Genomic DNA, 24,657 nt, shown 5'->3' with positions numbered 1-24,657 from the left:
CTAACTCAGATCCCAGACTTGCAGTTGGGTTCCGGCGGACACTTCCACCACGTTCTCGGGAATGTCCAGCAGCCCGTTCGCCGATGCCAGCCACCGCAAATGGTGCGACGCCGGCGGGCCGTAGCTGGTGACGCTGCCGGTGTCGGCGTCGAGTATCGCGCGCCGGAATTGGCGCTTGCCGCGCGGCGAGGTCAACGACTCGGCGAGGATCGCGGGCCGGTGCGGGCGCTCGGGATCGGGCAGGCCCATGGCCGCCCGCAGCGCGGGGCGGATGAACACCTCGAAGGACACCAGCGCGCTGACCGGGTTGCCGGGCAGGGTGACGATCGTGGTGCCGGCGACTCTCCCGATGCCCTGCGGCATTCCGGGTTGCATCGCCACCTTCACGAACTCCACACCCTGATCCCCGTCGCGGCCGAACGCGTCCTTGACCACTTCGTAGGCGCCGGCGCTGACGCCGCCGCTGGTGATGATCAGGTCCGCGTCCGCCGCGTATCGGTCGAGCAGCGAACTGAATTGGGCGACATCGTCTTCGGCGGTCGCGACGGCGATCACGTCGGCGCCCGCCTCGCGGACGGCCCCGGCCAGCATGATCGAGTTGGACTCGTAGATCTGGCCCGGCCGCAGCGGGATGCCGGGCGCCACCAGCTCCGACCCCGTCGATATCACCAGCACCCGCTGGCGCGGGATGACCGTCAGTTCCGCCATGCCCAGCGCCGCGGCCAGGCCGAGCACAGCCGGCGTCACGACCTGACCCGCGCGCAACACGGTGGTGCCTGGCGCCACGTCCTCGCCCGCGCGCCGGATGTGCTTGCCGGCGTCGCGGGGCGCCCGAATCGCGACGGTGTCCACGCCGCCGTCGGTGTCTTCGACCGGCACGACGGCCGTCGCACCGGCCGGCAGCGGCGCGCCGGTCATGATCCGGTGCGCCGTTTTCGGTTGCAGCGTCAACTGGTCGGTGCGTCCGGCGGGTATGTCCTCGGCGACGGGCAACACGACGGGGCGTTCGGGTGTGGCTTCCGACGTGTCCTCGGCGCGCACCGCATACCCGTCCATCGCGGAGTTGTCGAAAACCGGCAGCGCCAGCTGCGCAACCACATCCTCGGCCAGGACCAGCCCCTGGGCCTCGGCCAACTCGACCGCGACCGCGGGGCGGGCATGAATCATCCCGGACACAACACGCTGATGTTCGTCGACTGAGCGCACTCGGCCATTATCGGCCCTCCCCGATTTCCGGCTCGCGGACGTACAGTCGAGAACGTGATTACCGGGTTGGCCCACACCGGCGTGTGCGTTCCCGATTGCGAGGCCGCGGTGGCGTTCTACCGGGACGTATTGGGCCTGCGTGTGCTGTCGCCGCCATACGTGATGGCCGGTAATGCCATTCGCGACGACATGGGCGAGATGGTGTCCGACCCCACGATGAAGGCGGCCATCGTCGGGTTCGATGACGGCAGCGACCGAGTCCTCGAGGTGATCGAATACCTCGGCGTCGACGGCTCGGATCTTCGAGGCCAGCGCGCCGCCGCGGCCCTGACCGACCATGGGCTCTCGCACGTCGGGCTGATCTGCGAGGACCTCGACGCCACGCGCGCGGAGCTGGAGAGCAAAGGGGTGCGCTTTCTGGTCAGCGGGATCGCGGATGTCGCGCGGGTGCGCACGACGTGGTTCGTCGACCCGTGGGGAGTGGTGTTCATCCTCGTGGAGAAGACCCGGCCCGAGCGACCCTATTTCGCGCAATGGGGGTGAGGCGCAGGGTCGCGATCATCGGCGCGGGTGCCGGCGGCATCGCGATGGGCATCCAACTCGCCGACGGCGGATACGATTTCACGATTTTCGACCGCGCCGACGGCTTCGGCGGCACCTGGCGCCACAACACCTTTCCCGGCGCGGCCTGCGACGTGCCGTCGCATCTGTACTCGTACTCGTTTGCGCCGAATCCGCGGTGGAGCAAGACCTATGCCAACCAACCCGAGATCCTGGCCTACCTGGAGAAGGTGGCCACCGAGCACGGGCTGGGTCCACACCTGCGGCCGGGAACCGCGGTCACCACGGCGCGCTGGTCCGACTCTCGGCGCCGCTGGACGCTGATTACCGACGACGGCGCCGAGCACGACTTCGATTTCGTGGTGAGCGCCGTGGGGATGCTCGATGTGCCCCACATCCCGGATATCCCTGGGGCGCAGCGGTTTCGGGGTCGCCAATTCCATTCGTCGCGCTGGGACCACAGCAAGTCGACGGCCGGCGAGCGGGTCGCGTCGATTGGGACGGGCGCCAGCGCGGTCCAATACGTGCCCGCTATCGCGCCAAAGACGGCGCACCTCACGGTGTTTCAGCGCACCCCGATCTGGATCGCGCCCCGGTTCGACTTTCCGTTCACGGTCGAGCAGCACGAGGAGTTCGAACGCCATCCCGAGATGGCGCAAAAGCTGCGCGACGAGGCCTTCGATGCCTACGAGTCGTCCAGCTTCGACGTGGACGCCGCGCAGACGCGCGAAGCGACCGAGCTGGCCCGCAGCTATCTGGCGCGCAAGGTGGCCGACCCCGAGCTGCGCGCAAAGCTGACGCCGGACTATCCCGCCGGCTGCAAGCGCCCGCTGATGTCGCGCGACTGGTATCCGACGTTCGCGTTGCCAAACGTCAGCCTGGAAACGACGGCCATCGCGGAGCTGACCGAACGGGGAGTGCGCACCGTCGACGGCGTCGAACACCGCGTCGACACCGTCATCTACGGCACCGGCTTCAAGGCCGCCGACTACCTCTCCAGCATCGACGTGTACGGAACCGGCGGCCGCCATCTTCGCGACGAGTGGAGCGACGGCGCCGAGGCCTACCTCGGGACGCTGATCACCGGGTATCCGAACTTCTTCACGCTGTACGGCCCGAATACCAACGGGGTCAACTCGATTCTTTACATCCACGAGGCGCAGACCACCTTCGTCCGCCACATCCTCGACGCGCTGGGCGGCCGCGGTGCGCGCACCATCGAGGTCACGCCCACGGCGCAGCGGCGCTACAACGACGAGATCCAATCGGCCATGCAAGGCAAGGTCTGGCTGGCGTGCACCAACTACTTCCGGCATCCCAGCGGAAAGGTCGTCACGCAGCTGCCGTACAGCGGGCGGACCTTCTTCGAACGGACCCGCGCGCTGGTTCCCGACGACTATTGGATCCAGTAGTTGTCGTGACGGATGAACCATTCCCGGCGTTCGTCGTCGGTCATGTCGGCCAGCGCGCCGAAACCCTCGAAGTAGGCCTCGCGCGGCGCGCCGGGGGCGAACAGCATCAGGATCGATGCCGCTTCGTCGGCCTCGTTGCGGAAACCGTGGATGCCGCCGGGCGGGACGTAGAGGAAGTCGCCCTGGTGGCCGTCGACCCACTCGGTGCCGTCGAAGAGCTTCATCGTCCCGGACAGCACGAAGAACGCCTCGGACATCGCGCGGTGATAGTGCGCCGGCGGCCCTCCGCCGGCCGGGGCGATGTCGACCCGGTACAGGCCGTAGTCGCCGTCGGTGGCCTGCTGGTTGGCCAGGTAGTGGTACTTGGTCCCGAACGTCTCGTAGTCGGGCGGCTCGTCAGCGCGCTTGAGCCACGCGCTGATCTCGGGCTCGTCCTTGGTGTATCGGGGCGGTGGATATGGCGGCACGACAAGGGACATGAGTCCAGTGTGGCCCCCGCCGCGGATCAGTCGACGGGGTAGACCACCCCGGTCAGCTCCTCCGACACCGCCCACAATCGGCGCTGCCGATCGGCATCATGCGACTTCTTGCTTGACCCCACGATCTTGGGATAGCCGCGCGTCTGGCCGAGTCCGTCGGGGCCGTAGTACTGCCCGCCGAGCACTGCCGGGTCGGTGGCGGCGCGCAGCGTCGGGAGTGCGCCCATGGCCGCGTCCTGCGCAATTACCTTGAAGAACACGTCGACGAGCGGCCGGAACGCCGTGGGCGTGTAGCGGCCCAGCTCGGTGTTCGACCCGCCGGGGTGCGCGGCCGCGGCGATCGTCGTGCCGTGCGGGGCCAGGCGCCGCTGCAGTTCGTAGGTGAAAAGCAGGTTCGCCAGCTTGGCCTGCCCGTAGGCCGCGACCCTGTTGTAGCGGCGCTCCCACTGCAGATCGTCGAAGTGAATATCGGCCAGGATGCGGTGGCCGACGCTGCTCACCGTCACGACCCGTGAACCCGCAACCGGCAACAGCCGGTCGAGCAGCAGACCCGTGAAGGCGAAGTGGCCCAGGTGGTTGGTGCCGAATTGCAGCTCGAAGCCGTCCTTGGTGGTGGATTTCGGCGTGTACATCACGCCAGCGTTGTTGATCAGCAGATCGATGCGGTCGTGCTCGGCGCGCAGCTGCTCCGCGGCGGCGCGGATGGACTGCAGCGACGTCAGGTCGAGCTCCTGGAGCGCGACGTCGGCATGCGGACTGCTCGCGGCGATCCGCGCGGCGGCGTCCTTGCCCTTGTCGAGGTTGCGCACCGCGAGCACCACGCGGGCGCCGTGGTCGGCGAGCGCGGCGGCGGTCTCGTAGCCGAGGCCGGTGTTGGCTCCGGTGATGACGGCGACGCGGCCGGTCTGGTCGGGAATGTCCGCGGTGGTCCACTTGGCCTTAGAAGGGGTCATGCAAGCTCCTAAGCTTGTAAGGTAAACGGGGCGAGCGCTCCGGTTGATTGGATACTATACGGAACGCCCGCCCCGCTTTGTCAACCGAAAGGGTGATGAACACATGGCGCAGCCGGCTGCCCGACCGTTGCGCGCCGACGCGGCACGCAACCGCGCGCGGGTGCTGGAGGTCGCCTACGACACCTTTGCCGCCGAGGGTCTGTCGGTGCCCATCGACGAGATCGCCCGGCGCGCCGGAGTCGGTGCGGGCACCGTCTACCGGCACTTCCCGACGAAGGAGGCGCTCTTTCAGGCCGTCATCCACGACCGGATGCAGCACCTCGTCGACGACGGCTACGCCCTGCTGAAATCCGACGGGCCGGGCGAAGCGCTCTTCAGTTTCCTGCGCTCGATGGTGTTGCAGTGGGGCGCGACGGACCGCGGGCTGGTTGACGCGCTGGCCGGGCTGGGCATCGACATCGCGAGCGTCGCGCCCGACGCCGAGGATGCGTTCCTGGCCGCGCTCGGCGACCTGCTGCACGCGGCGCAGGAAGCGGGCACCGCGCGCCGCGACGTCGGCGTGCGCGAGGTCAAGTCGATCCTGGTCGGCTGCCAGGCGATGGAGGCGTACAACTCGGAGTTGGCCAACCGGGTGATCGAAGTCGTCGTCGACGGTTTACGCGCGGGGCGATAACCGCAGGGGTCTTCTTGCACTCGACATAGGCGAGTGCTAAGAATGACGTTGGCACTCGCGACCGGTGAGTGCTAGGTCGGGACGGTGAGACCAGGCCCAACGACAGCCCGGTCGTCCGTCGCGGGCACTGCACCCGGCCAGGACGTGTCATCCCCAATCCGGAGGAATCACTTCGCAATGGCCAAGACAATTGCGTACGACGAAGAGGCCCGGCGCGGCCTCGAGCGGGGCCTGAACAGCCTCGCCGACGCGGTAAAGGTGACGTTGGGTCCCAAGGGCCGCAACGTCGTCCTAGAGAAGAAGTGGGGTGCCCCCACGATCACCAACGATGGCGTGTCCATCGCCAAGGAGATCGAGCTGGAGGACCCCTACGAGAAGATCGGCGCCGAGCTGGTCAAGGAGGTCGCCAAGAAGACCGACGACGTCGCCGGTGACGGCACGACGACGGCCACCGTGCTCGCCCAGGCCCTGGTCAAAGAGGGCCTGCGCAATGTTGCGGCCGGCGCCAACCCGCTGGGCCTCAAGCGCGGCATCGAGAAGGCCGTCGAGAAGATCACCGAGACGCTGCTCAAGACGGCCAAGGAGGTCGAGACCAAGGAGCAGATCGCTGCTACCGCGGCCATCTCCGCGGGCGACCAGTCGATCGGCGACCTGATCGCCGAGGCGATGGACAAGGTCGGCAACGAGGGCGTCATCACCGTCGAGGAGTCCAACACCTTCGGCCTGCAGCTCGAGCTCACCGAGGGCATGCGGTTCGACAAGGGCTACATCTCGGGCTACTTCGTCACCGACGCCGAGCGTCAGGAAGCGGTCCTCGAGGATCCCTACATCCTGCTGGTCAGCTCCAAGGTGTCGACCGTCAAGGACCTGCTGCCGCTGCTGGAGAAGGTCATCCAGGCGGGCAAGCCGCTGCTGATCATCGCCGAGGACGTCGAGGGCGAGGCTTTGAGCACCCTGGTCGTCAACAAGATCCGCGGCACCTTCAAGTCGGTGGCGGTCAAGGCCCCCGGCTTCGGTGACCGCCGCAAGGCGATGCTGCAGGACATGGCCATCCTCACCGGTGGTCAGGTCATCAGCGAAGAGGTCGGTCTGACCCTGGAGAACGCCGACGTCTCGCTGCTGGGTAAGGCCCGCAAGGTCGTCATCACCAAGGACGAGACCACCATCGTCGAGGGCGCCGGGGACTCCGACGCCATCGCCGGGCGGGTGGCCCAGATCCGCGCCGAGATCGAGAACAGCGACTCCGACTACGACCGCGAGAAGCTGCAGGAGCGCCTGGCCAAGCTGGCCGGCGGTGTTGCGGTGATCAAGGCCGGCGCCGCCACCGAGGTGGAGCTCAAGGAGCGCAAGCACCGCATCGAGGACGCGGTCCGCAACGCCAAGGCGGCCGTCGAGGAGGGCATCGTGGCCGGCGGTGGCGTGACCCTGCTGCAGGCCGCCCCGGTGCTGGAGGAGCTGAAGCTCTCCGGTGACGAGGCGACCGGCGCCAACATCGTCCGCGTGGCGCTGGAGGCTCCGCTGAAGCAGATCGCCTTCAACTCCGGGCTGGAGCCGGGCGTGGTGGCCGAGAAGGTGCGCAACCTTCCGGCGGGCCAGGGCCTGAACGCTGCCAGCGGTGAGTACGAGGACCTGCTGAAGGCCGGCGTTGCCGACCCGGTCAAGGTGACCCGTTCGGCGCTGCAGAACGCGGCGTCCATCGCGGGGCTGTTCCTGACGACCGAGGCCGTCGTTGCCGACAAGCCGGAGAAGGCGGCCGCTCCGGCGGGCGACCCGACCGGCGGCATGGGCGGTATGGACTTCTAGGTCCCAGTTACGAGAAAGCCCGGTCCCCTTGGGGGCCGGGCTTTCTCGTGTCGCGAGCGTGGGGGCTACGTATGTCCACACACCCAAATTCGTCCACAGGACCCACGCTCGACGCATACAGGAATGGGCCATGCGCGCGAATATGCCCGCATGGAGCCATTTCTCGGCAGCAAAGCCCTCAAGCGCGGGGTCGTCACCCGCGGTGAGTTGCGCACGCGATATCGAGCGGTGTTCCGCGACGTGTACATCCACAGGGATGCGGAGCTGACGGCGGCCGCCAAAGCGCGCGCGGCCTGGCTGTCGACGGGCGCGACGCTGGCCGGCTTGTCCGCAGCCGCCGTGCTCGGCACGAAATGGCTCGACGCTTCCGCGCCAGCGGAAATCGCGCGCGCCGATCGGCACGCTCAGCCAGGGATGATTGCCCACAGCTTTCGGCTGGGCGATGACGAGGTCCAAACGGTCCGGGGTATGCGCGTGACGACCGCCGTCCGAACGGCTTTCGACATCGGCTGTAACCTTCCCGTCGCGAAGGGCGTGCCGATTCTCGACGCGTTGCTCAATGCGACCGGTATCAAGCCCGCGGACGTCGTCGCCCTGGCCGACCGGCACCCGCGGGCCCGTGGCAGCCGGAGGCTGCGGGCGGCGCTTGAGTTGGCCGACGGCGGTGCGGAGTCGCCGCAGGAGACGAGGGTGCGGCTGCTGTTGGTAGGCGCCGGCCTTCCGAAGCCGGAGACGCAGATCGAGTTTCGCGATCTGCGTATCCGGGTGGACATGGGGTGGCGGGAGTGGAAGGTCGCAGTCGAGTACGACGGCGTACAGCACTGGGAGGACCGATACCAGCGGTCATGGGATATCGAGCGAATCGCCTTGCTGGAAGCGGCCGGCTGGTCCGTAGTCAGGATCAGCGCCGAGATGCTGTCTCGGCCGGACGCAATAGTTGAGCGCGTCAAAGCCAAGCTTCGCGAGCGTGGGGCATATGGACGAATTCGACGCGATTCAAGTGCATAGGGCCCACGTTCGGCGCCGAGGCTCACGCCGGCAGCGAGAACACCACGCAGTCGTGCAGGCAGCCTTTGGCCGCCGAGGGGGAGTCGGCCTCGCGGTGGAGCAGCGCACGGGTGGGCACCACGTCCAGGCGAACGGTCTCGTCGCCGCCGTCGCTCACCTCGGCGGTGCCGTCGACGATCAGCGAGTAGCCGGTCGGCTCGGACGGCGGCCACAGCAGAGTGACGTCGCTGCGCTGAGCGAGGTTTTCGCGGGTGCGCCCGCCGATCAGCCCGACCTCGAGGACCGCGCCGTCGCGCAGCTGCGGTTCGACCGTCACGGTGTGGGCGCGGTAGTCGTCGCCGACGGTGATCAGATACGCGAACGGGTAGTCCGGCAGAGCGGCCGCAAGCCGCTGGAAGTCCACCCTCTTCTTCGTGCGCATGAAGTCGAGGATAGGCGCGTCGGTCAGGTCTGGTTGAGCAAGCCGGGGCCGGTGGCGCCGGGGTTGAAGCCCGTGCTCGCGGCGGGCGAGTTGAGGATGCCCGAGCCGATGTGCGGGCTCACGCCGCCCGTGACGTCGGCCGGCGTGCCCGCGGGGAGCCCCACAGCGGGCGGGCCGAGATCGAGCTTCGGCAGCACCTGATGCCAGGGCGCCAGCTTCGCCACCGCCGCCGACGCGTCGGTGTGATAACCCGACATCGCCACCACGTCCGTCGCCCACATCTGCTCGTATGCGGCCTCGATGTCGGCGATGGCCGGGGCGTTCTGCCCCAAATGATTCGTCGACGCCAACGCTTGCACCAGGTTGCGGTTGGCGGCCACCACCGCGGGTTGCACCGTGCTCTCCAGCGCGGTCTCGAAAGCGGCCGCAATGGCCGCGGCCTGACTGGACGCCGCCTCGGCTTGGGCGGCGGCCGCGGACAGCCAGCTCACATACTGGGTCGCGACGGACATCATCGCCGCCGCCGAAGCGCCCTGCCACGAACCGTTGGCCAGATCCGATGTCACCGAAAAGAACGAGGATGCTGACGATGCGAGGTCCTCGGCCAGCCCGTCCCACGCCTTTGCGGCAGCGAGCAGTGGCGCCGCACCGGGACCGGCGAAAATTCTTGCCGAGTTGATTTCGGGCGGCAACCGCGCATAGTGCGGGCTCGTCACTAACCAAAGTTAACCGGGACGAGCCGCCCTTCGTGGCGTTATGGCGCAGGTACCGGAGAAGGCTTGCGGCCGCGGACCAACCTGCCAGGACGGGCGTCGGTGGGAACCCCGTCTTCGGCGATCACTTCACCGGACACGATCGTCGCGACGTATCCATCGGCGCCCTGGTCCAGGCGACGCCCGCCCGCGGGCAGGTCGTAGGTGATCACGGGCTTGTGCAGGCGCAACGCCGCGTGGTCGATGACGTTGAGGTCGGCCTTGTAGCCGACGCCGATGCGGCCGCGATCCCCCAGCCCGGCGATGCGGGCCGGCACGGACGTCAGCTCGCGCACGGCCTCCGGCACGGTGAACCGGCCGGCCTTCCGATCGCGCGCCCAGTGCGCCAGGAAGTAGGTCGAGTAGCTCGCGTCGCAGATCATGCCGTAGTGCGCGCCGCCGTCGCCGAGGCCCAGCACCACGTCGTCGCGATGCAGCAGCTGGCCGACGGTGTCCAGCGAGTTGCCCTCCAGGTTGCTGGTGGCGACCAACAGCATGGCGCGGCCGTCGTCGTCGAGCAGCCGGTCGTAGGCCTCCTCCATCGGGTCCACCCCACGGGCCCGGGCGCGCGCCCCGACCGACGTCGAGGGGTCCGGCTCGTAATCGGGGGTGTCGCCCAGCGGGAAGATCCAGTCCCACATCTGCGCCACGTACAGGATCGGGTGACCGACGCCGGGCTTGTCGGCCAGGATGCGGGCGCGGACCTCCGGCTTGCGCATCTCGGCCACCCGCTCGGCCAGCGGCAGGTGGGCGATCTCGCGGTAGCTCGGGTAGAGCACGAACGGGTTGGCGGACAGTTGCAGCCCGATGATCAGCCCGATGGGCCGCGGCAACAGCTGCGCGGTGATATCGCCTCCGGCCGCGTTGGCCTTCTCGATCATGGTGATGGCCTCCGGCCACGTCGGGTCCCCGGCGTTGGCGACGACGAGCGTGAACGTGAGCGGCAGCCCGACGTCCTCGGCGACCTCGAAAACCGTCTGTAGCACGGACTGGTAGCCGCCGGCGGGAATGTCGGGCACGAATTGCAGCAGGCCCCCGCCGCCGTCCACGACGCCGCGCGCGATCTCTTCGATCTCCTCGCGGGCCGCCTCATAGCTCGGGATCGGCGAACCGCTCTCGGTCTTGTGGATGGTCAACCGCGACGACGCGAAGCCCAGCGCGCCGACCTCGACCGCCTCCTTGGCCAGTGCGCGCATCCTCGCGAGGTCCTCGGCGGTGGCCGGCTCGCGGTTGGCGCCGCGCTCACCCATCACGTACACGCGCAGGGGGGAGTGCGGCAGGTAGGCGGCGACGTCGATGTCGCGCTTGCCCGCGTCCAGCGCGTCCAGGTATTCGGGGAAGGTCTCCCACGTCCACGGCAGGCCGTCGGTCATCACGACGCCGGGAATGTCCTCGACCCCGGCCATCACGTCGACGAGCACGTCGTGATCTTCCTGGCGGCACGGCGCGAAGCCGACCCCACAGTTGCCCATCACCACCGTGGTCACCCCGTGCGCCGACGACGGGGTCAGGCGTTCCGACCAGATCGACTGGCCGTCGTAGTGGGTGTGCAGGTCGACGAAACCGGGCGTGACGAGTAGCCCCGTCGCGTCGATCTCCCGCGCGGCGCCGTCGCCGTTGACCGACCCGACGGCCGTGATCACGCCGTCGCGCACCGCCACGTCGCCGACGTACGGCTCACCTCCGGAGCCGTCGACGATGGTGCCGTTGCGGATGACGAGGTCGTAGGTCATCTAAATAATCTACGACCGTGTCGGGTGGTCATGCCAGGATCAGTTCCGTGATCGACCACCTGGGCATCAACTGCGCCGACTACCCGAAATCGCAACAGTTCTACGACACGGTGCTGGGCACGCTGGGCTACTCGCGGCAGCTGGACTTCGGCCGGGCCATCGGATACGGCCGCGAAGGGCACCCGGCATTCTGGATCTCCGACGGCGCCGGCATGGGATCCAACCGCGAGAGTCACATCGCATTCGAGGCCGCCGACGAGCATGCGGTGCGCGCGTTCCACGAGGCCGCGGTGGGTCTGGGCGCCGAGTCGTTGCACGCGCCCCGCGAGTGGCCCGAATACCACCCCGGCTACTTCGGCGCGTTCGTGCGCGACCCGGACGGCAACAACGTCGAAGCGGTCTGGCACGGGCGCCCGTAATGTCGGTGGCATGGCCAGTACCCCCGGCACCGACGCCGCCGCACAAGAGCTGCTTCGCGACTCGTTCACCCGATTGATCGAACACGTCGACGAACTCACCGACGGGTTGACCGACGAGCTGTCCAATTACCGGCCGACCCCGAACGCCAACAGCATCGCCTGGCTGATCTGGCACAGCGCCCGGGTGCAGGACATCCAGCTGGCCGATGTCGCCGGGGTCGAGCAGGTGTGGACCCGCGACGGCTGGGTGGACCGGTTCGGTCTGGACCTGCCGCGCAACGACACCGGCTACGGGCACGGCCCCGACGAGGTCGCGAAGGTGCATGCGCCCGCCGACCTGCTGTCCGGCTATTACCACGAGGTGCACAAGTTCACGCTGTCCTACGTCGCGGGCGTGACCGCCGCCGAGCTGTCCCGCGTCGTGGACACCAACTGGGATCCGCCGGTCACCGCCAGCGCGCGGCTGGTGAGCATCATCGACGACTGCGCCCAGCACCTCGGGCAGGCGGCCTATCTGCGCGGGATCGCGCAGTAGGTTCTAACGCGTGCGATTCGCGGCCGGGACGTCCAAGGTGGTCTTGTGGCTGGCCGCCACGGTCGCGCTGGCCGTGGCCATTCCGGCGGCGTGGGCGCAGTGCAACGTCGTCAACGACGACGGCTACGCCGCGTTTGCAAAGAATGCCGCGGCCGATCCGGCGCTGCAGTCGGCGGCGGCCTCCGAGCTCACCACCCGGGCGATGGCGCTCATCGCCGAGCGCGGCGGTGGACGCTATCCGGTCGACGGCCAGCAGGTGCACGACGCCGCCACCGCGTTCACGTCCGGGCCCGGCTTTCCGCCGCTGTTCGCCCAGGTGAACCGGGCCGCCCACGGCTGGTTGTTCACCGGCAGCGGGTCGAGCGATTCATGGGTCGTCGACCTGGCCCCGATGCTCAAAGACGATTCGCTGCAACGGATATTGAGCAGTCACAACGTGAAAGTGCCTGCGACGCTGACCGTTCCGTTGACGGTGCCCGGCCCATTGCGGCAGGGGCAGCTGAGCCGGCTCGCTACCTGGGGCCCGTGGGTGAGTATCGGTGCGGCGGCCCTCAGCGGATTCTGCGCGCTGCTGACGCTGGCCGTTGCCCGGCGCCGCGGCAAGGCACTGACCAGCCTCGGCGTCTCGGCGCTGCTCGTCGGCGCGGCGGGATGGGCGGGTATCGAGGCCGCTGGCGGGTATGTGAACAGGGCGCTCAATCACACCACCGGCGACATCCGCCGAATCGCCGAGGTGATGGTCGACCACGCCGAGGCCGGGCTGCGTCATTGGCTGAACCTGACCTTGGTCGCCGGCGCCGCGCTGGTGGTGTTGGGCGTGGTCGTCGCGGTGCTCGGCGCCCTGCTGCAGAAGTCCCCGAAAACGGCCTAGCTCAGCGGCAATTCGGCCAATATCGGGGTGGTCGGCTGCGGCGACCCCGCACCAGGTTCGACGGTGAACGCCAGGGCCGTCGACGAGCCGAGGTTGGTCAGCGTCTCCTTCGTCGAGGGTGCGACGGCCGCGGCGCCCATCGTCCCGGCCGAGGTCGGGCCGTTGGCCCCGATCAGCCACATCTGATAGACGGTGCCCGGCGACGGCGGCGGCACGTTGTTCATCACCAACACGCCCGCGTTGCGGTCACGGGAGAACATCACCGTGGCGGTCCCGTTGGCTAGCGGGCGCGAGACCGTCCGCACGTCCGGGGCGGCCAGGACCTGTTCGGCGACCGTCGACGGCGCCGGCGGCCGCATCAGCACCCCGATACCGAACGCCGCGGCACCCACCACGACCGCCGCCGCCGCGGACGCCAAAGCTGCCGCCCGCCAACTCAATTGACGCACGCCACGAGACTTCACCGCCGCCAGCGTGGCCGCGCGCAGGTGCGCCGGGGGTTCGGTCGCGGTCGCCGCCGCCACGACCGCCATCGTCTCGCGGACGGCGCGGACCTCGTCGTGGAAGGCGGCGGCCACCGGCGCCGGCGCGGACACCAATCGCCGGTCGAGGTCGGCCCGCTCCTCGTCCGACATGGCGTGTAGGGCATACGGCGCCGCCAGTTCGAGCAATTCGAATTCGGTCGGGTCGGTCATGACACGTCCAGGCAGTTGCGCAGCCCGCGCAGCGCGTCGCGGATCCGCGACTTGATCGTCGACAGATTCGCGGCGAGCCGCTGCGACACTTCGGAGTACGTCAGGCCTCCGTAGTAGGCCATCTCGATGCATTGCCGCTGCGCCTCGGTCAGCGCGTCCAGGCATTTGGTCACCCGGCGACGTTCCTCGACGGCGATCGCCGAGTCGGCGACGGGGTCGTGCGCCGCGGCGCTGACGGGTTCGACATTGGCTGCGCCGTAGCGTGATTCCCGACGGCTGCCGGCCTGCTCGGCGCGCACCCGGTCGATGGCCCGCCGGTGCGCCATGGTCATCAGCCAGGCGAGGGCGGAACCCTTCGCGGCGTCATACTCCGACGCGGTCCGCCAGACCTCGAGATAAACCTCCTGGGTGGTTTCTTCGCTGTAGCCGGCATCGCGCAGCACGCGTACCACCAGTCCGAACACCCGGCTCTTGGTCAGGTCGTAGACGGCGGCGAAGGCGTCGCGGTCCCCGCGCGCGACCCGGCGCAGCAGGGCGTCGAGGTCCCCGCTCAGCTGTGCGCTTCCGGTCATCGATCGGTAGCCTATCGCCACACCGATCGGGGCGGCCGCGGGAAGAAAAACGCGGTCCGTTGCCGGTATTCGTCGAAGCCGGGGCGGCCGGCCATCAGCTTCTCGGTCAGCCGGGCGCCGGTCACATACACCAGGAAGTAGGTCATGAGCAGCGGCGAGCCGATCGTCGCGAGCGACACCCAGCCGGTGATGGTGATCAGCCACAGTCCCCACCACACCGCCGCGTCGCCGAAGTAGTTGGGGTGGCGCGTCCAGGCCCACAGGCCGCGGTCCATCACCACACCGCGGTGCGCGGGATCGGATTTGAATGCCTTCAGCTGCCAATCGCCGACCGCCTCGAAGGTCACGCCGACCAGCCACACGGCCACGCCCAGGACGGTGACGGCCGTCAGCGGCTTCGGTGTGGGTCCGCTGACCGCCGACAACTGCAGCGGGAAGGAGACGAACCACGTGATGAAGGCTTGCAGCACAAAGACCTTGCGTATCACCTGGGACAGCGTGGCCTCGCGCAGCATCGCCGCGTAGCGGGGATCTTCCCCTTTGCCCGCGGTCTTGCGCTGGATGTGCCAGCTCAGCCGCAGGCCCCAGATCGCCACCAGCGCCAGCAGCAGCCAGCGCCTGCTCGCCTCGCCGTGCCCGAGCGTCGCGGCGACGCCGGCGATGGCCACGAAGCCCACACCCCAGGCGACGTCGACGACGTTGTAACGGCCGATCCGCCTGCCGATGGCGAACGTGACCGAGTGCACCACCGCCAGCGCGGCAATCGACGCGCCGGATACTTCGAGGAGGTTGATCGGATTCATCTGCGGCCCTCGCGTGTGAACGTCCACTGGTAGACGTCAAGATAGCCCGACCGGAATCCGGCCTCGGAGTACGCCAGGTAAAGCTCCCACATGCGCGCGAACACTTCGTCGAATCCCAAGCGCGTCAACTCATCTCGTCGCCCGGCGAACCGCTCCCGCCACAGGCGCAGGGTTTCGGCGTAGTGCGGGCGTAGCGACGTCATGTCGACGGTGTGTAAACCGGTGCACCGCTCGGTGATAGCGGAAATGGCCTGGGTGGACGGCAGCAGCCCGCCGGGGAAGATGTACTTCTGGATCCAGGTGTGGGTGTTGCGGGTGGCCAGCATCCGGCGATGCGGCATAGTGATCGCCTGGATCGCTACGCGGCCACCGGGGCGCACCAACCGCTCGAGCGCGGCGAAATACCGCGGCCATGAGTGATATCCCACCGCCTCGATCATCTCGACCGACACCACCGCGTCGTAACACCCGTCGACGTCGCGGTAGTCGCACAGGTCGATCTCGACCGAGTTCGAGAGCCCCGCCGCGGCGACCCGATAGCGCGCCAGGCGCTGCTGCTCGGCCGACAGCGTCACCGAACGGACGTGCGCCCCGCGGGCGGCCGCGCGGATGCACAACTCACCCCATCCGGTGCCGATCTCGAGAACCCGGCTGCCGCAGCCGACTTCGGCCATGTCGAGTAGCCGATCGATCTTGCGTCGTTGTGCCGCGGCCAGGTCGCCCGGGGACGCTGGCAGCCGCGGGAACAGCGCGCACGAGTAGGTCATGGTCTCGTCGAGGAACGCCGCGAACAGGTCGTTGGACAGGTCGTAGTGCTCGGCGACGTTGCGGCGCGCCTGATCTCGGCCGGCGCCGCGCCAGCGCGGCCGAAATGCCGGGCCGATCGGCCGCAGCCACTGCAACGCGCGCGGCACCAGGTCGGTCACCGAGCTGGCGAAGACCGTCAACACCGCGGTGAGGTCGTCCGACGACCATTCGCCGGCCATGTAGGACTCGCCGAACCCGATCAGTCCGTGTCGCCCGATCCGGCGCGCCAGCGCATCCGGTCGATGAACCACCAATGTCGGGGCCGTCTGGTCGGCCGCGCCGACCACCGCGCCGTCGGGGTAGACCAGCCGCAGCGGTAGGCGAGCGGCCGCGCGCCGCAGCAGCCGCTCGGCGATCGGCGCGGCGATCGGACTCGACGGCACCGTCGCCACCGCCGGCCAGCGCTTCGAATCGATTGCCGCCGAGGCCTTTTGGATGGTGTTCAGGCTCATCGCGGTACCACCGGAAGTCGACGTAACCACAGCTTGATCCCCTGTATCCGGATGCGCGCCGACACCACCAACGGCGCCAGCGGCGAAATGATTTGCATGATCGCGACCTGTCCGCTCGTTGGCGGACGCCGCTGTCCACGCATGGTGGCGCTGAATTCCGGCGACGCCCGCCGATGATCGCGGTGCAGCGACACGGTGATGTCGACCTCGGTTGCGGGCCGGGGCGCTCGCACCACGTAGTAGCCGTCGACCGGGTTGAACGGCGAGACGTAGAACTGTTTGGCCGTCGCCACCGGAAGGTCGGCCGGGGGCAACAGATAGGCGTGGCGTTCGCCGTAGGTGTTGTGCACCTCGGCGATCACATGACGCAGCCGGCCTTCTCGGTCATGGCACCAGAAGACGGACAGCGGGTTGAAGACATAGCCGAACACGCGGGCCGACAGCAGCGCGGTGATGCTGCCCTCGGGCGCGGCCACGCCGTTCTCGGCGCAGAAGGCGCTGAGCCGGTCGCGCAGTGAGCCCTGTGCGTCGTCCGAGAAGTGATCGTCGGCGCGGAATCGCGCAAACGGCCGCAGCCACCAGGACAGCCGGGGGAGGTCGTCGACGTCGACATACCAGCTGTAGCTTCGGTATTCGAACGAGTGTCGCACCGGAACCCGCCGACAGTGGGTGATGGTGGTGCGGTAGATCGCGGGTGTCAGCACGTCGGGAAGCGCGTCGGGAGGCGCGTCGGTCAGCACGCGGCCACCTCCGGGCGACGGGTCGCCACCGGCCAGTCCGCGCCGAGCCGTCGGGCCGCGCGCAGCCCCGACGCGGCGCCGTCCTCGTGGAACCCCCAGCCGTGGTAGGCGCCGGCGAAGGCCACGCGGTCGTCGTCCAGAGTCGGCAACAAGCGTTGGGCCGCAACGGATTGCGGCGTGTACAGCGGATGGCTGTACGTCATCTCGGCGATCACCGATTCGGGCCGCACCCGGTCATGCCCGCCCAGGGTGACCAGGTACCGGCGCTTCGAGTCGATGCGCATCAGCCTGCTGATGTCGTAGCTGACCACCACGCGGTCGTTGCCCGGGGTCACCAGGTAGTTCCACGACGCCCGCGCTCGGGCGCGCCGCGGCAGCATCGAGGAGTCGGTGTGCAGCTGGGCCCGGTTGGTGGAGTATGGAATCGCGCCCAGTACGGCGCGCTCCCGGGGCGTCGCGCCGTCGAGCAACAGCAACGCCTGGTCGGGATGGACGGCGACGACGGCGGCGTCGAAAAGGCGAGGCGGGTTGTTGCCCGCCCGCACCACCACCCCGTTGGGCACCCGGCGCAGCGAGTGCACCGGCGTCGAGGTCGACACCTCGTCGAGCCGAGCGGCGACGGCCGCCACGTACGTTGCCGAGCCCCCGGTCACGGTCCGCCACGTGGGGGAGCCGAACACCGACAGCATGCCGTGGTGCGCGAGGAAGACGAACAGATAGCGGGCCGGATAGCGCAACGCGTCGTCGCCGGCGCAGGACCACACCGCCGCCACCAACGGAGTGATGAAGTAGTCGATGAAGTACGGCGAGAACCGGTGTCGGTTCAAGAAGGCGTCCAGTGTCTCGAGGCTGTCGGCGTCGTCGCCCAGCAGCCGCAGCGCGGCACGGTGGAAGCGGACGATCTCGGCGAGCATGCGCAGGTAGCGCGGTCGCAACGACTGCCGGCACGCGAACAGGCCCGGGATGCCAAGGGCGCCAGCGTATTCGAGCCCGATGTCGTCGGCCCGCACCGACATTGACATCTCCGATTCTTGGGTGGCGATGCCGAGTTCGCCGAACAACCGGCACAGTGTCGGATAGGTCCGGTCGTTGTGCACGAGGAAGGCCGAGTCGACGCCGATCACCCGTCCGTCACCGTCGTCCACAACGTGGGTGTGCGCGTGGCCGCCGAGCCGCGCGTCGGCCTCGTACAGGGTTACGCGGTCGCGTCCGGCCAGGACGTAGGCGGCGGTGAGGCCGGCAACGCCGCTGCCGATGACCGCGACCGAGCGGGCATAGGGCTGATCCACATCAGCTATTCGGAGCCATCGACCTGGCGGACGGGCTGCCGCGTGCTTACCGATGTCTAGCCGAAGGTGAACGACCGCAAATCACACGATGTGCGTTATACAAATCACACGATGTGCGTTATCCTCAGCCGATGGCGCAACTCACCTTCCAGCGCGCCCGCACCGAGGAGAACAAGCGTCAACGTGCGGCGGCCCTCGTCGAAGCCGCGCGCTCGCTGGCGATCGAGACCGGAGTCGCCTCAGTCACTTTGACCGCCGTCGCCAGCCGCGCCGGCATTCACTACTCCGCGGTGCGCCGCTACTTCACCTCGCACAAAGAGGTCCTGCTCCAGCTTGCCGCCGAAGGGTGGGCGCGCTGGTCGGGCACGGTGTGCGAGGAGTTGGGCAAGCCGGGGCCGAAGTCGCCGGCGCGGGTGGCCGAGACGCTGGCCAACGGGCTGGCGGCCGACCCGCTGTTTTGTGACCTGCTCTCCAACCTGCACCTGCACCTCGAGCACGAGGTGGAGATCGACAGGGTCGTCGAGATCAGGCGGAACATCGCCGCCGCCGCGGTCGCGCTGGCCGACGCCATCGAGGGTGCGCTGCCCGCGCTGGGTCGTTCGGGCGCCTTCGACGTCTTGATCGCCGCGTACTCGTTGGCCTCGGCGTTCTGGCACATCGCCAACCCCCCGGAGCGGCTCACCGACGCCTATGCCGAGGAGCCCGATGCCCTGCCGCCGGAGTGGAACATCGACTTCGCGTCCGCCCTTACCCGAGTGCTGACGGCCACCTGCATCGGCCTTGAATCGTCATGAACAGGAAGGGGGACGAAGGCGCTGTGGCCTGGCGAACTGCAACCGGTGAATACGGTCCCGAACTGTCCGAGCGCTCGGCGCCCCAGCGCCGCAGAGACGCGCGGGTCATCGCTAGGGTTAAATATAGGCCAACTAATATTTCGCCCGTGGTGAAGGACTTGAAGCGCCCATGACGACGACTGAGCCAAGGACCGAGCCGCTGATGAAGCAGGGCTCCGCCGGCAGCGAGGGCAACGAGGTCGCCCCACAGCGCGCCAAGAAAAAGGGGTTTTTTGGCCGTTTCTGGCTGGTGCTCACGATCGCGGCAGTGGTCGCGCTGTCGGGATTTGTCGTTTATCGGCTGCACGGCGTCTTCGGCGTTCACCGCGGTTCGTTCGGCGGCGGCACCTCCGGCGAGGTCCTCGACGAGTTCAACGCCAAGACGATCACGCTTCAGGTCTGGGGCCCACCCGGCAGCACGGCAACCATCAATTACCTCGACGAAAACTCCCATCCGCAGCAGGCCCTCAACGTGCCCTTGCCCTGGAGCAAAGTATTGAGTTCGACCAAGCCCGGCATCCCGGCAAACCTGGTGGCGCAAGGAGACGGCAGTTGGATCGCCTGCCAGTTCGTGGTGAACAAGCACGACGGGAGCGGTGACGTCATCAAGACTCCGAATCGCTCCGATCCCAACCAAACAGTGAACGCCTTCGTCTACTGCCTGGACAAGTCCGCATGAGCGAGCCGGGCGAGGCTCCGCCACGCGTCGATCAGCCGCTGATCCCGCCGTTCCTGCCGCGGATGATCCATCGGCTGGCGCTGCCGATCGTCCTGGTGTGGTTGGGCATCGTCTTCATCACCAACACCGTGGCCCCGCAGCTGGAGGTCGTCGCCAAAACCCACTCGGTGTCGATGAGTCCGACGGACGCGGCCTCCTTTCAGTCGATGATGAAGGTCGGGTCGACGTTCAAAGAGTTCAACTCCGACAACTCGGCCATGATCCTGCTGGAGGGCGACAAGCCACTCGGGCCCGAAGCGCACCGCTACTACGACGAGATCGTGAGGCGCGTCGAGCAAGACAAGAAACACGTTCAGCATGTCCAGGATTTCTGGAGCGATCCGCTGACGGCGGCGGGTTCCCAGAGCCACGATCAAAAGGCCGCGTACGTCCAGGTTTACCTCGCCGGCAACATGGGCGGCGGGGAGGCGACCGAGTCTGCCTTGGCCGTCCGCAAGATCGTGGACTCGGTGCCCGCGCCGCCGGGAATCAAGGCCTACGTCACCGGGGCGGGCCCGCTGTTCGCCGACCAGTCCCACGCCGGCGAGAAGGGCGTCGCGAAGGTCACGCTCGTCACCTTCCTCGTCATCATTCTGATGCTGCTGTTCGTCTACCGCTCGTTCGTCACCATGCTGATCATGCTGGCGATGGTGTTCATCGAGCTGGCGGCCGCCCGCGGTGTCGTCGCGACGCTCGGCAACTACGGCGTCATGGGGCTGTCCACCTTCGCCAACAACATGCTGGTGCTGATGGCGATCGCCGCCGGAACGGACTACGCGATCTTCGTCGTCGGCCGCTATCACGAGGCCCGTGGTCTGGGCGAGACGCGCGAACAAGCGTTCTACACCATGTTCCACAGCACCGCGCACGTCGTGCTCGGGTCGGGATTGACCATCGCCGGCGCGATGTATTGCCTGAGCTTCTGCCGGCTGCCGTACTTCCAGTCGCTGGGGGTGCCTTGTGCGGTCGGCATGCTGGTCGCGGTGCTCGCGGCGTTGACGCTGGCTCCGGCGATGCTGACGGTGGCGTCATTCTTCAAGCTCCTTGATCCGAAGCGGAAGCTGCAGACTCGGGGCTGGCGCCGTATCGGCACTGCGGTCGTCCGCTGGCCCGCACCGGTTCTCGCGGTGACCATCGGGGTCGCATTGGTTGGTCTGCTCGCCCTGCCCGGCTACAAGACGGACTACGACAACCGCCACTTCCTGCCGGCGGACACCCCGGCCAACGTCGGTTATGCCGCCGCGGACCGGCACTTCGACCAGGCTCGGCTCAATCCTGAGCTGTTGATGATCGAGACCGATCACGACTTGCGCAACCCGGCCGACTTCATCGTCCTGGACAAGGTCGCCAAGGCGGTCTTCCACATCCCCGGTATCGGCCGGGTGCAGACCATCACCCGGCCGTTGGGCACGCCGCTCGACCACAGCACCCTCGGTTTTCAGATGGGCGCACAAGCCGCAGGGCGGCTCCAGACCCAGCACTATCAGGAAGAGCAGGCGGCAAACCTGCTCAAGCAGGCGGACGAGCTGCGCAGGACGATGGCAACGCTGCATGAGCAGATGCAGGTCACCCAGGATCTGAGCAACACCACACACGAAACCACCAGGCTCACCAAAGAAACGGTGAAGATCACCGAGGCGTTGCGCGACGACATCGCCAACTTCGACGACTTCTTCCGGCCGCTCCGCAGCTTCTTCTACTGGGAGAAGCATTGCTACGACATCCCGATCTGCTGGGCACTCCGGTCGGTCTTCAACGCGCTCGACGGCATCGACCAGGTGGCGGAGAACATCGTGGAGCTCAGCGCGAACCTGGACAAGCTGGATCAGATTCAGCCGAAGCTGGTGGCGCTGATCCCGCCGCAGATCGAGAGTCAGCAGCGCAACCTCGACACCGTCATGTCGAACTACGCGATCACAAGCGGTCTCAACGACCAGGCGAAAGCGCAGGCCGACAACGCCACCGCGCAGGGCGATGCCTTCGACAAAGCGAAGAACGACGACACGTTCTACCTTCCGCCTGAGGCGTTCAACAGCCCGGATTTCGCGCGAGGTCTCAAACAGTTCATCTCGCCGGATGGGCACGCCGTCCGGTTGATCATCTCCCATGAGGGCGACCCGGCGAGTCCTGAAGGCATCCGCCACATCGAACCGATCAAGCAGGCCGTGCACGAGGCGATCAAGGGCACGCCCTGGGAGGGCGCCAAGGTCTACCTCGGCGGTACCGCCGCGACGTACAAGGACATGCACGACGGCTCCAACATCGACCTGCTGATCGCCGGAATTGCCGCAGCCACACTGATTTTCATCATCATGCTGGTGATCACCCGAAGCGCCGTGGCGGCCTTTGTGATCGTCGGTACGGTGTTGCTGTCACTAGGCGCCTCGTTCGGGCTCTCCGTGCTGCTGTGGCAGTACATCCTGGGCATGAAGTTGCACTGGATGGTCCTGGCGATGGCGATCATCCTGCTGCTGGCGGTCGGCTCGGACTACAACCTGCTGCTGATATCGCGGTTCAAGGAGGAAATCCACGCCGGGCTAAAGACAGGGACGATCCGCGCGATGGCCGGTTCGGGCTCGGTGGTGACCTCCGCCGGTCTGGTGTTCGCCGCGACCATGGCGACGTTCATGTTCAGCCCACTGCTGGTGATGGCCCAGGTGGGTACGACGATCGCGCTGGGTCTGTTGTTCGACACCTTGATCGTGCGGTCGTTCATGACGCCGTCGCTGGCCACCTTGCTCGGGCGCTGGTTCTGGTGGCCGCAGCACGTGCGTCCCCGGCCGGCAAGCACCATGCTGCGGCCATACGGACCGCGTCCCGCGGTGCGCGAGCTGATCGACGTCGAGGAGCGCCCGGTGGGCGGAGTGGTACAAGCGCGCTGACTTACGGCGCGCGCCGAAAGGCGTTGTGCATGCGGCGCTTGAACGCCTCGTCGAAAATCCGGTAAGTATCGCGCAGCCGATTTCCCGGCCAGTCGTCCGAGATGAAGTGCGGCGGCAGTAGCGGATCGAGTTGCAGGTGCCGGACGACGGCGATCGACAACGCGAATTGGAAGCGGAAGCTGGCACTGGTGTCGTCATGATGTAGCGCGGGGCCGTCGAGTTCGGCCCGCATGGCGCCGGCCAACCGTTTCGCCTGGCTGGCCCAATCGTCAAGGGAGAACAGCGATCTCACGGTGTCGTCGGCGATCGTCGAGGCGGCCTTGTGGAAGTGGACGCATTGGCGGTCCAGGACGCTGCGCATGGTCGGGAGTCGTTGCGGGTCAAGGTTATCCGGTCGCATCCACACGCCCTCGCGAAGTTCGGCCAGGTGCAGTGCGGTGGCGGCCTTACGCAGCTCGAGGCGTTCGGCCGGCGGGCGGCGCTCGGCCGAGACGACGGCCAGTTCCCACGTTCCGTCCCAGCCGCGTGTCGCCACGTCGGGGATGCGCGCGGCGTCGTCGACCCGTTCGCGTCGTTCCAGCAAGTGTCCCGCCAGCGCGTAGGTCCCGTCGTCGCTCGTGAGTTCCCCACTGGAGACCATGCGCCACAGGCACGTGCGTGCGGCGCCCCCGCTGATGCCGAATAGTGAGGCCACCGCGACAAGCTCGGCGGCGGTGAGTCGCGGTTCGTCGGCGCCCAGTAACGCGCTCGCCAGTACCGATCGCGCGCTGAGCGCGCGGTCTCCGACCGCAGCGGCGACCTCGGAACGGTTATCACGAAATGATTGACGCGTGACAGGCACAGTGTGATACTTCCAGACTATGAGCACTCCGACAAGATCTCCGGTAGCCCCGGACGTGGAGATCGTCCGGCGGATCCTTTCCCATATCGACGCGGGAACGACCGACGAGGGCGAGGTGTGGCGCGAGCCGGTCCGCAACTACGTGGATGCAAGCCGATTCGCCGAGGAGATGCGGGTGCTGCGCGCGTTCCCGAGCGTGTACCTGCCCTCGGTGGCCATCCCCAACGTCGGCGACCACGCCGAACGCACCACCTTTGGGGTGCCACTGTTCGCCGTGCGCGGCCGCGATGGCCGGTCCCGGGTATTCCGCAACGCATGCCGGCACCGGGGAATGGCCCTCGTCGAGGGCCCGGGCTGCTCGCACGCGTTGGTGTGTCGCTACCACGGCTGGACGTATCGGCTGGACGGCTCGCTATCACACGTTCCGCACGACGAGGCGTTCCCCGATCTGGACACGTCGGCCCGCGGCCTGGTCGAGGTGGAAAGCCGCGAGGTGGACGGCCTGATCGTCATCGACCCGCTCGATCCGCCGGCCACCGTGCGACAGCACGCCGACGATGCCATGGCGGCCCTGTCCGACGGCAGCCCATGGCGCGACAAGCTGCTGCCGGCCGAGAGGCTGGTGTATGTGAATGCGACTGCGCGGCAGATGAATTGGAAAGTCCTCGTCGAACAGTTCCTGGAGGGCTATCACATCCGCTCGACGCACAAGGACACGTTTTTCCCGCTCCAGTACGACGATCTCACCGTCGTCGAATCGTTCGGCCCCAATACTCGAATCACGTTCCCGTACCGCAACATTGAGCGACTTCGCGATCGTCCCGAATCGGCGTGGAACATCGATGCCCGGGTGACATACGTTTATCACCTGTTCCCCAATGTGATGATTGCGACGTTCCCCGACCAGACGATATTGATCGTGATCGACCCGGTGGACGTCGCGAACTCCGTCGTCTCCCTCTACGCGATGGTCACTCCCGCGATTGCCCAGCAGCTGTCGAACGCGGTCGTCGCCGAGCCGGGGGCGCGCAGCCTGCTCGATGCCGGTGCGTTAGAGGACAACGAGATGTCCGAAGGCGTGCAGCGCGGACTGCACGCTGGGGCGAACACGTTCCTGGAGTTCGGGCGCCACGAAAGCGCCATCGGCCGCTTTCACGCGACCCTCGATGAGCGGTTGGCCCGCTTCGGTTAGGCCCGAG

At 67.7% G+C, this 24,657-nt stretch carries 24 protein-coding genes and 1 pseudogene; 12 read left to right on the top strand and 13 right to left on the bottom strand.

The annotated features are described in order from the left end of the window. Positions 1-1,206, bottom strand: coding sequence for a gephyrin-like molybdotransferase Glp (gene glp / locus A5744_RS16080; protein ID WP_076062629.1), 1,206 nt, complete (start codon positions 1,204-1,206; stop codon positions 1-3). A gap of 54 nt (positions 1,207-1,260) precedes the next feature. Here glp and A5744_RS16075 point away from each other — a divergent pair, with 54 nt between their 5' ends. Together A5744_RS16075 and A5744_RS16070 are read left to right on the top strand one after the other, a co-directional pair. Further along, positions 1,261-1,749 carry a VOC family protein gene (locus A5744_RS16075; RefSeq protein ID WP_076062628.1) on the top strand — a complete coding sequence of 163 codons (489 nt, stop codon included), beginning with the start codon at positions 1,261-1,263 and terminating at the stop codon, positions 1,747-1,749. Next, complete coding sequence (locus tag A5744_RS16070) at positions 1,740-3,179, top strand: NAD(P)/FAD-dependent oxidoreductase (protein ID WP_076062627.1); 1,440 nt, start codon at positions 1,740-1,742, stop codon at positions 3,177-3,179. Before A5744_RS16075 ends, A5744_RS16070 begins: the two co-directional genes overlap by 10 nt. Here A5744_RS16070 and A5744_RS16065 read toward each other — a convergent pair. Together A5744_RS16065 and A5744_RS16060 are read right to left on the bottom strand one after the other, a co-directional pair. Then, on the bottom strand, positions 3,164-3,658 hold the full coding sequence (locus tag A5744_RS16065) for a cupin domain-containing protein (protein WP_076062626.1): 495 nt from the start codon (positions 3,656-3,658) through the stop codon (positions 3,164-3,166). The genes A5744_RS16070 and A5744_RS16065 overlap by 16 nt on opposite strands. Positions 3,659-3,684: 26 nt before the next feature. Further along, complete coding sequence (locus A5744_RS16060) at positions 3,685-4,611, bottom strand: SDR family NAD(P)-dependent oxidoreductase (protein ID WP_076062625.1); 927 nt, start codon at positions 4,609-4,611, stop codon at positions 3,685-3,687. A 103-nt stretch (positions 4,612-4,714) separates the two neighbouring features. On the opposite strand from A5744_RS16060, the gene A5744_RS16055 reads away from it, so the two are divergent. From A5744_RS16055 to A5744_RS16045, 3 genes are all read left to right on the top strand, one after another. Next, positions 4,715-5,284: a TetR/AcrR family transcriptional regulator gene (locus A5744_RS16055; protein ID WP_076062620.1), complete on the top strand. Its 570-nt coding sequence runs from the start codon at positions 4,715-4,717 to the stop codon at positions 5,282-5,284. Positions 5,285-5,461: 177 nt separating this feature from the next. Next, the gene (gene groL, locus A5744_RS16050; RefSeq protein WP_076062618.1) at positions 5,462-7,087 is read left to right on the top strand and encodes a chaperonin GroEL; all 1,626 of its coding nucleotides are present in this window, start codon (positions 5,462-5,464) and stop codon (positions 7,085-7,087) included. Positions 7,088-7,237: 150 nt separating this feature from the next. Then, entirely contained in the window at positions 7,238-8,095 is an 858-nt protein-coding gene (locus A5744_RS16045; RefSeq protein WP_076062798.1) for a DUF559 domain-containing protein, read from the top strand. A gap of 22 nt (positions 8,096-8,117) precedes the next feature. Here the strand turns inward: A5744_RS16045 and A5744_RS16040 are convergent, their stop codons facing one another. The 3 genes and pseudogenes from A5744_RS16040 to A5744_RS16030 all read right to left on the bottom strand — a co-directional run bounded on the left by A5744_RS16040 (position 8,118) and on the right by A5744_RS16030 (position 11,001). After that, positions 8,118-8,516, bottom strand: coding sequence for a hypothetical protein (locus tag A5744_RS16040; protein WP_076062616.1), 399 nt, complete (start codon positions 8,514-8,516; stop codon positions 8,118-8,120). Between the two features lie 191 nt (positions 8,517-8,707). Continuing rightward, positions 8,708-9,232 (bottom strand): annotated as a pseudogene (locus A5744_RS16035) (PPE family protein); the annotation flags it as partial. 38 nt (positions 9,233-9,270) lie between these two features. Continuing rightward, entirely contained in the window at positions 9,271-11,001 is a 1,731-nt protein-coding gene (locus tag A5744_RS16030; RefSeq protein WP_076062612.1) for an amidohydrolase family protein, read from the bottom strand. Positions 11,002-11,048: 47 nt separating this feature from the next. Between A5744_RS16030 and A5744_RS16025 the strand changes: the two genes are divergently transcribed. Genes A5744_RS16025 through A5744_RS16015 form a run of 3 tightly spaced genes read left to right on the top strand, consistent with a single transcriptional unit; the run spans position 11,049 to position 12,826 of the window. Continuing rightward, entirely contained in the window at positions 11,049-11,420 is a 372-nt protein-coding gene (locus A5744_RS16025) for a VOC family protein (RefSeq protein WP_076062610.1), read from the top strand. A 10-nt stretch (positions 11,421-11,430) separates the two neighbouring features. Then, a complete protein-coding gene (locus A5744_RS16020; RefSeq protein WP_076062609.1) occupies positions 11,431-11,955 on the top strand; it encodes a mycothiol transferase in 525 nt (174 codons plus the stop codon). A gap of 10 nt (positions 11,956-11,965) precedes the next feature. Beyond that, positions 11,966-12,826 carry a hypothetical protein gene (locus A5744_RS16015; RefSeq protein ID WP_076062607.1) on the top strand — a complete coding sequence of 287 codons (861 nt, stop codon included), beginning with the start codon at positions 11,966-11,968 and terminating at the stop codon, positions 12,824-12,826. Here A5744_RS16015 and A5744_RS16010 read toward each other — a convergent pair. From A5744_RS16010 to A5744_RS15985, 6 genes are read right to left on the bottom strand one after another with little or no spacing between them, the layout of a single operon-like run. Next, positions 12,823-13,521: an anti-sigma factor gene (locus tag A5744_RS16010; RefSeq protein ID WP_076062605.1), complete on the bottom strand. Its 699-nt coding sequence runs from the start codon at positions 13,519-13,521 to the stop codon at positions 12,823-12,825. The two genes, A5744_RS16015 and A5744_RS16010, sit on opposite strands and share 4 nt — an antisense overlap. Next, positions 13,518-14,093, bottom strand: coding sequence for a sigma-70 family RNA polymerase sigma factor (locus A5744_RS16005; protein ID WP_076062797.1), 576 nt, complete (start codon positions 14,091-14,093; stop codon positions 13,518-13,520). The genes A5744_RS16010 and A5744_RS16005 overlap by 4 nt, the downstream gene beginning before the upstream one ends. Positions 14,094-14,104: 11 nt before the next feature. Next, positions 14,105-14,896 (bottom strand): DUF1295 domain-containing protein, encoded by a 792-nt coding sequence (locus tag A5744_RS16000; protein WP_076062603.1) that lies wholly within the window; start codon positions 14,894-14,896, stop codon positions 14,105-14,107. Next, a complete protein-coding gene (locus A5744_RS15995; RefSeq protein WP_076062601.1) occupies positions 14,893-16,155 on the bottom strand; it encodes a class I SAM-dependent methyltransferase in 1,263 nt (420 codons plus the stop codon). The genes A5744_RS16000 and A5744_RS15995 overlap by 4 nt, the downstream gene beginning before the upstream one ends. Next, positions 16,152-16,859, bottom strand: a complete 708-nt coding sequence (locus A5744_RS15990) for a DUF1365 family protein (RefSeq protein WP_076062795.1) — start codon at positions 16,857-16,859, stop codon at positions 16,152-16,154. The genes A5744_RS15995 and A5744_RS15990 overlap by 4 nt, the downstream gene beginning before the upstream one ends. 29 nt (positions 16,860-16,888) lie before the next feature. Continuing rightward, positions 16,889-18,184, bottom strand: a complete 1,296-nt coding sequence (locus A5744_RS15985; protein WP_076062600.1) for an FAD-dependent oxidoreductase — start codon at positions 18,182-18,184, stop codon at positions 16,889-16,891. A 113-nt stretch (positions 18,185-18,297) separates the two neighbouring features. On the opposite strand from A5744_RS15985, the gene A5744_RS15980 reads away from it, so the two are divergent. The 3 genes from A5744_RS15980 (at position 18,298) to A5744_RS15970 (ending at position 22,617) form a co-directional block, all read left to right on the top strand. Then, the gene (locus tag A5744_RS15980) at positions 18,298-18,978 is read left to right on the top strand and encodes a TetR family transcriptional regulator (protein ID WP_076062598.1); all 681 of its coding nucleotides are present in this window, start codon (positions 18,298-18,300) and stop codon (positions 18,976-18,978) included. 169 nt (positions 18,979-19,147) lie between these two features. Next, the gene (locus A5744_RS15975; protein WP_076062597.1) at positions 19,148-19,696 is read left to right on the top strand and encodes an MmpS family transport accessory protein; all 549 of its coding nucleotides are present in this window, start codon (positions 19,148-19,150) and stop codon (positions 19,694-19,696) included. Beyond that, entirely contained in the window at positions 19,693-22,617 is a 2,925-nt protein-coding gene (locus tag A5744_RS15970; RefSeq protein ID WP_076062595.1) for an MMPL family transporter, read from the top strand. The genes A5744_RS15975 and A5744_RS15970 overlap by 4 nt, the downstream gene beginning before the upstream one ends. A gap of 1 nt (position 22,618) precedes the next feature. Here the strand turns inward: A5744_RS15970 and A5744_RS15965 are convergent, their stop codons facing one another. Continuing rightward, entirely contained in the window at positions 22,619-23,458 is an 840-nt protein-coding gene (locus tag A5744_RS15965) for a PaaX family transcriptional regulator C-terminal domain-containing protein (protein ID WP_076062594.1), read from the bottom strand. A gap of 19 nt (positions 23,459-23,477) precedes the next feature. On the opposite strand from A5744_RS15965, the gene A5744_RS15960 reads away from it, so the two are divergent. After that, positions 23,478-24,650 (top strand): SRPBCC family protein, encoded by a 1,173-nt coding sequence (locus tag A5744_RS15960; protein WP_076062592.1) that lies wholly within the window; start codon positions 23,478-23,480, stop codon positions 24,648-24,650. Positions 24,651-24,657: the final 7 nt, after the last annotated feature.

The organism is Mycobacterium sp. IS-1264, from assembly GCF_001954195.1.
In the GTDB taxonomy this organism is placed as follows: domain Bacteria; phylum Actinomycetota; class Actinomycetes; order Mycobacteriales; family Mycobacteriaceae; genus Mycobacterium.
Note: the sequence above shows the minus strand (reverse complement) of the source record. Positions and strands in the feature narration are given on the sequence as shown.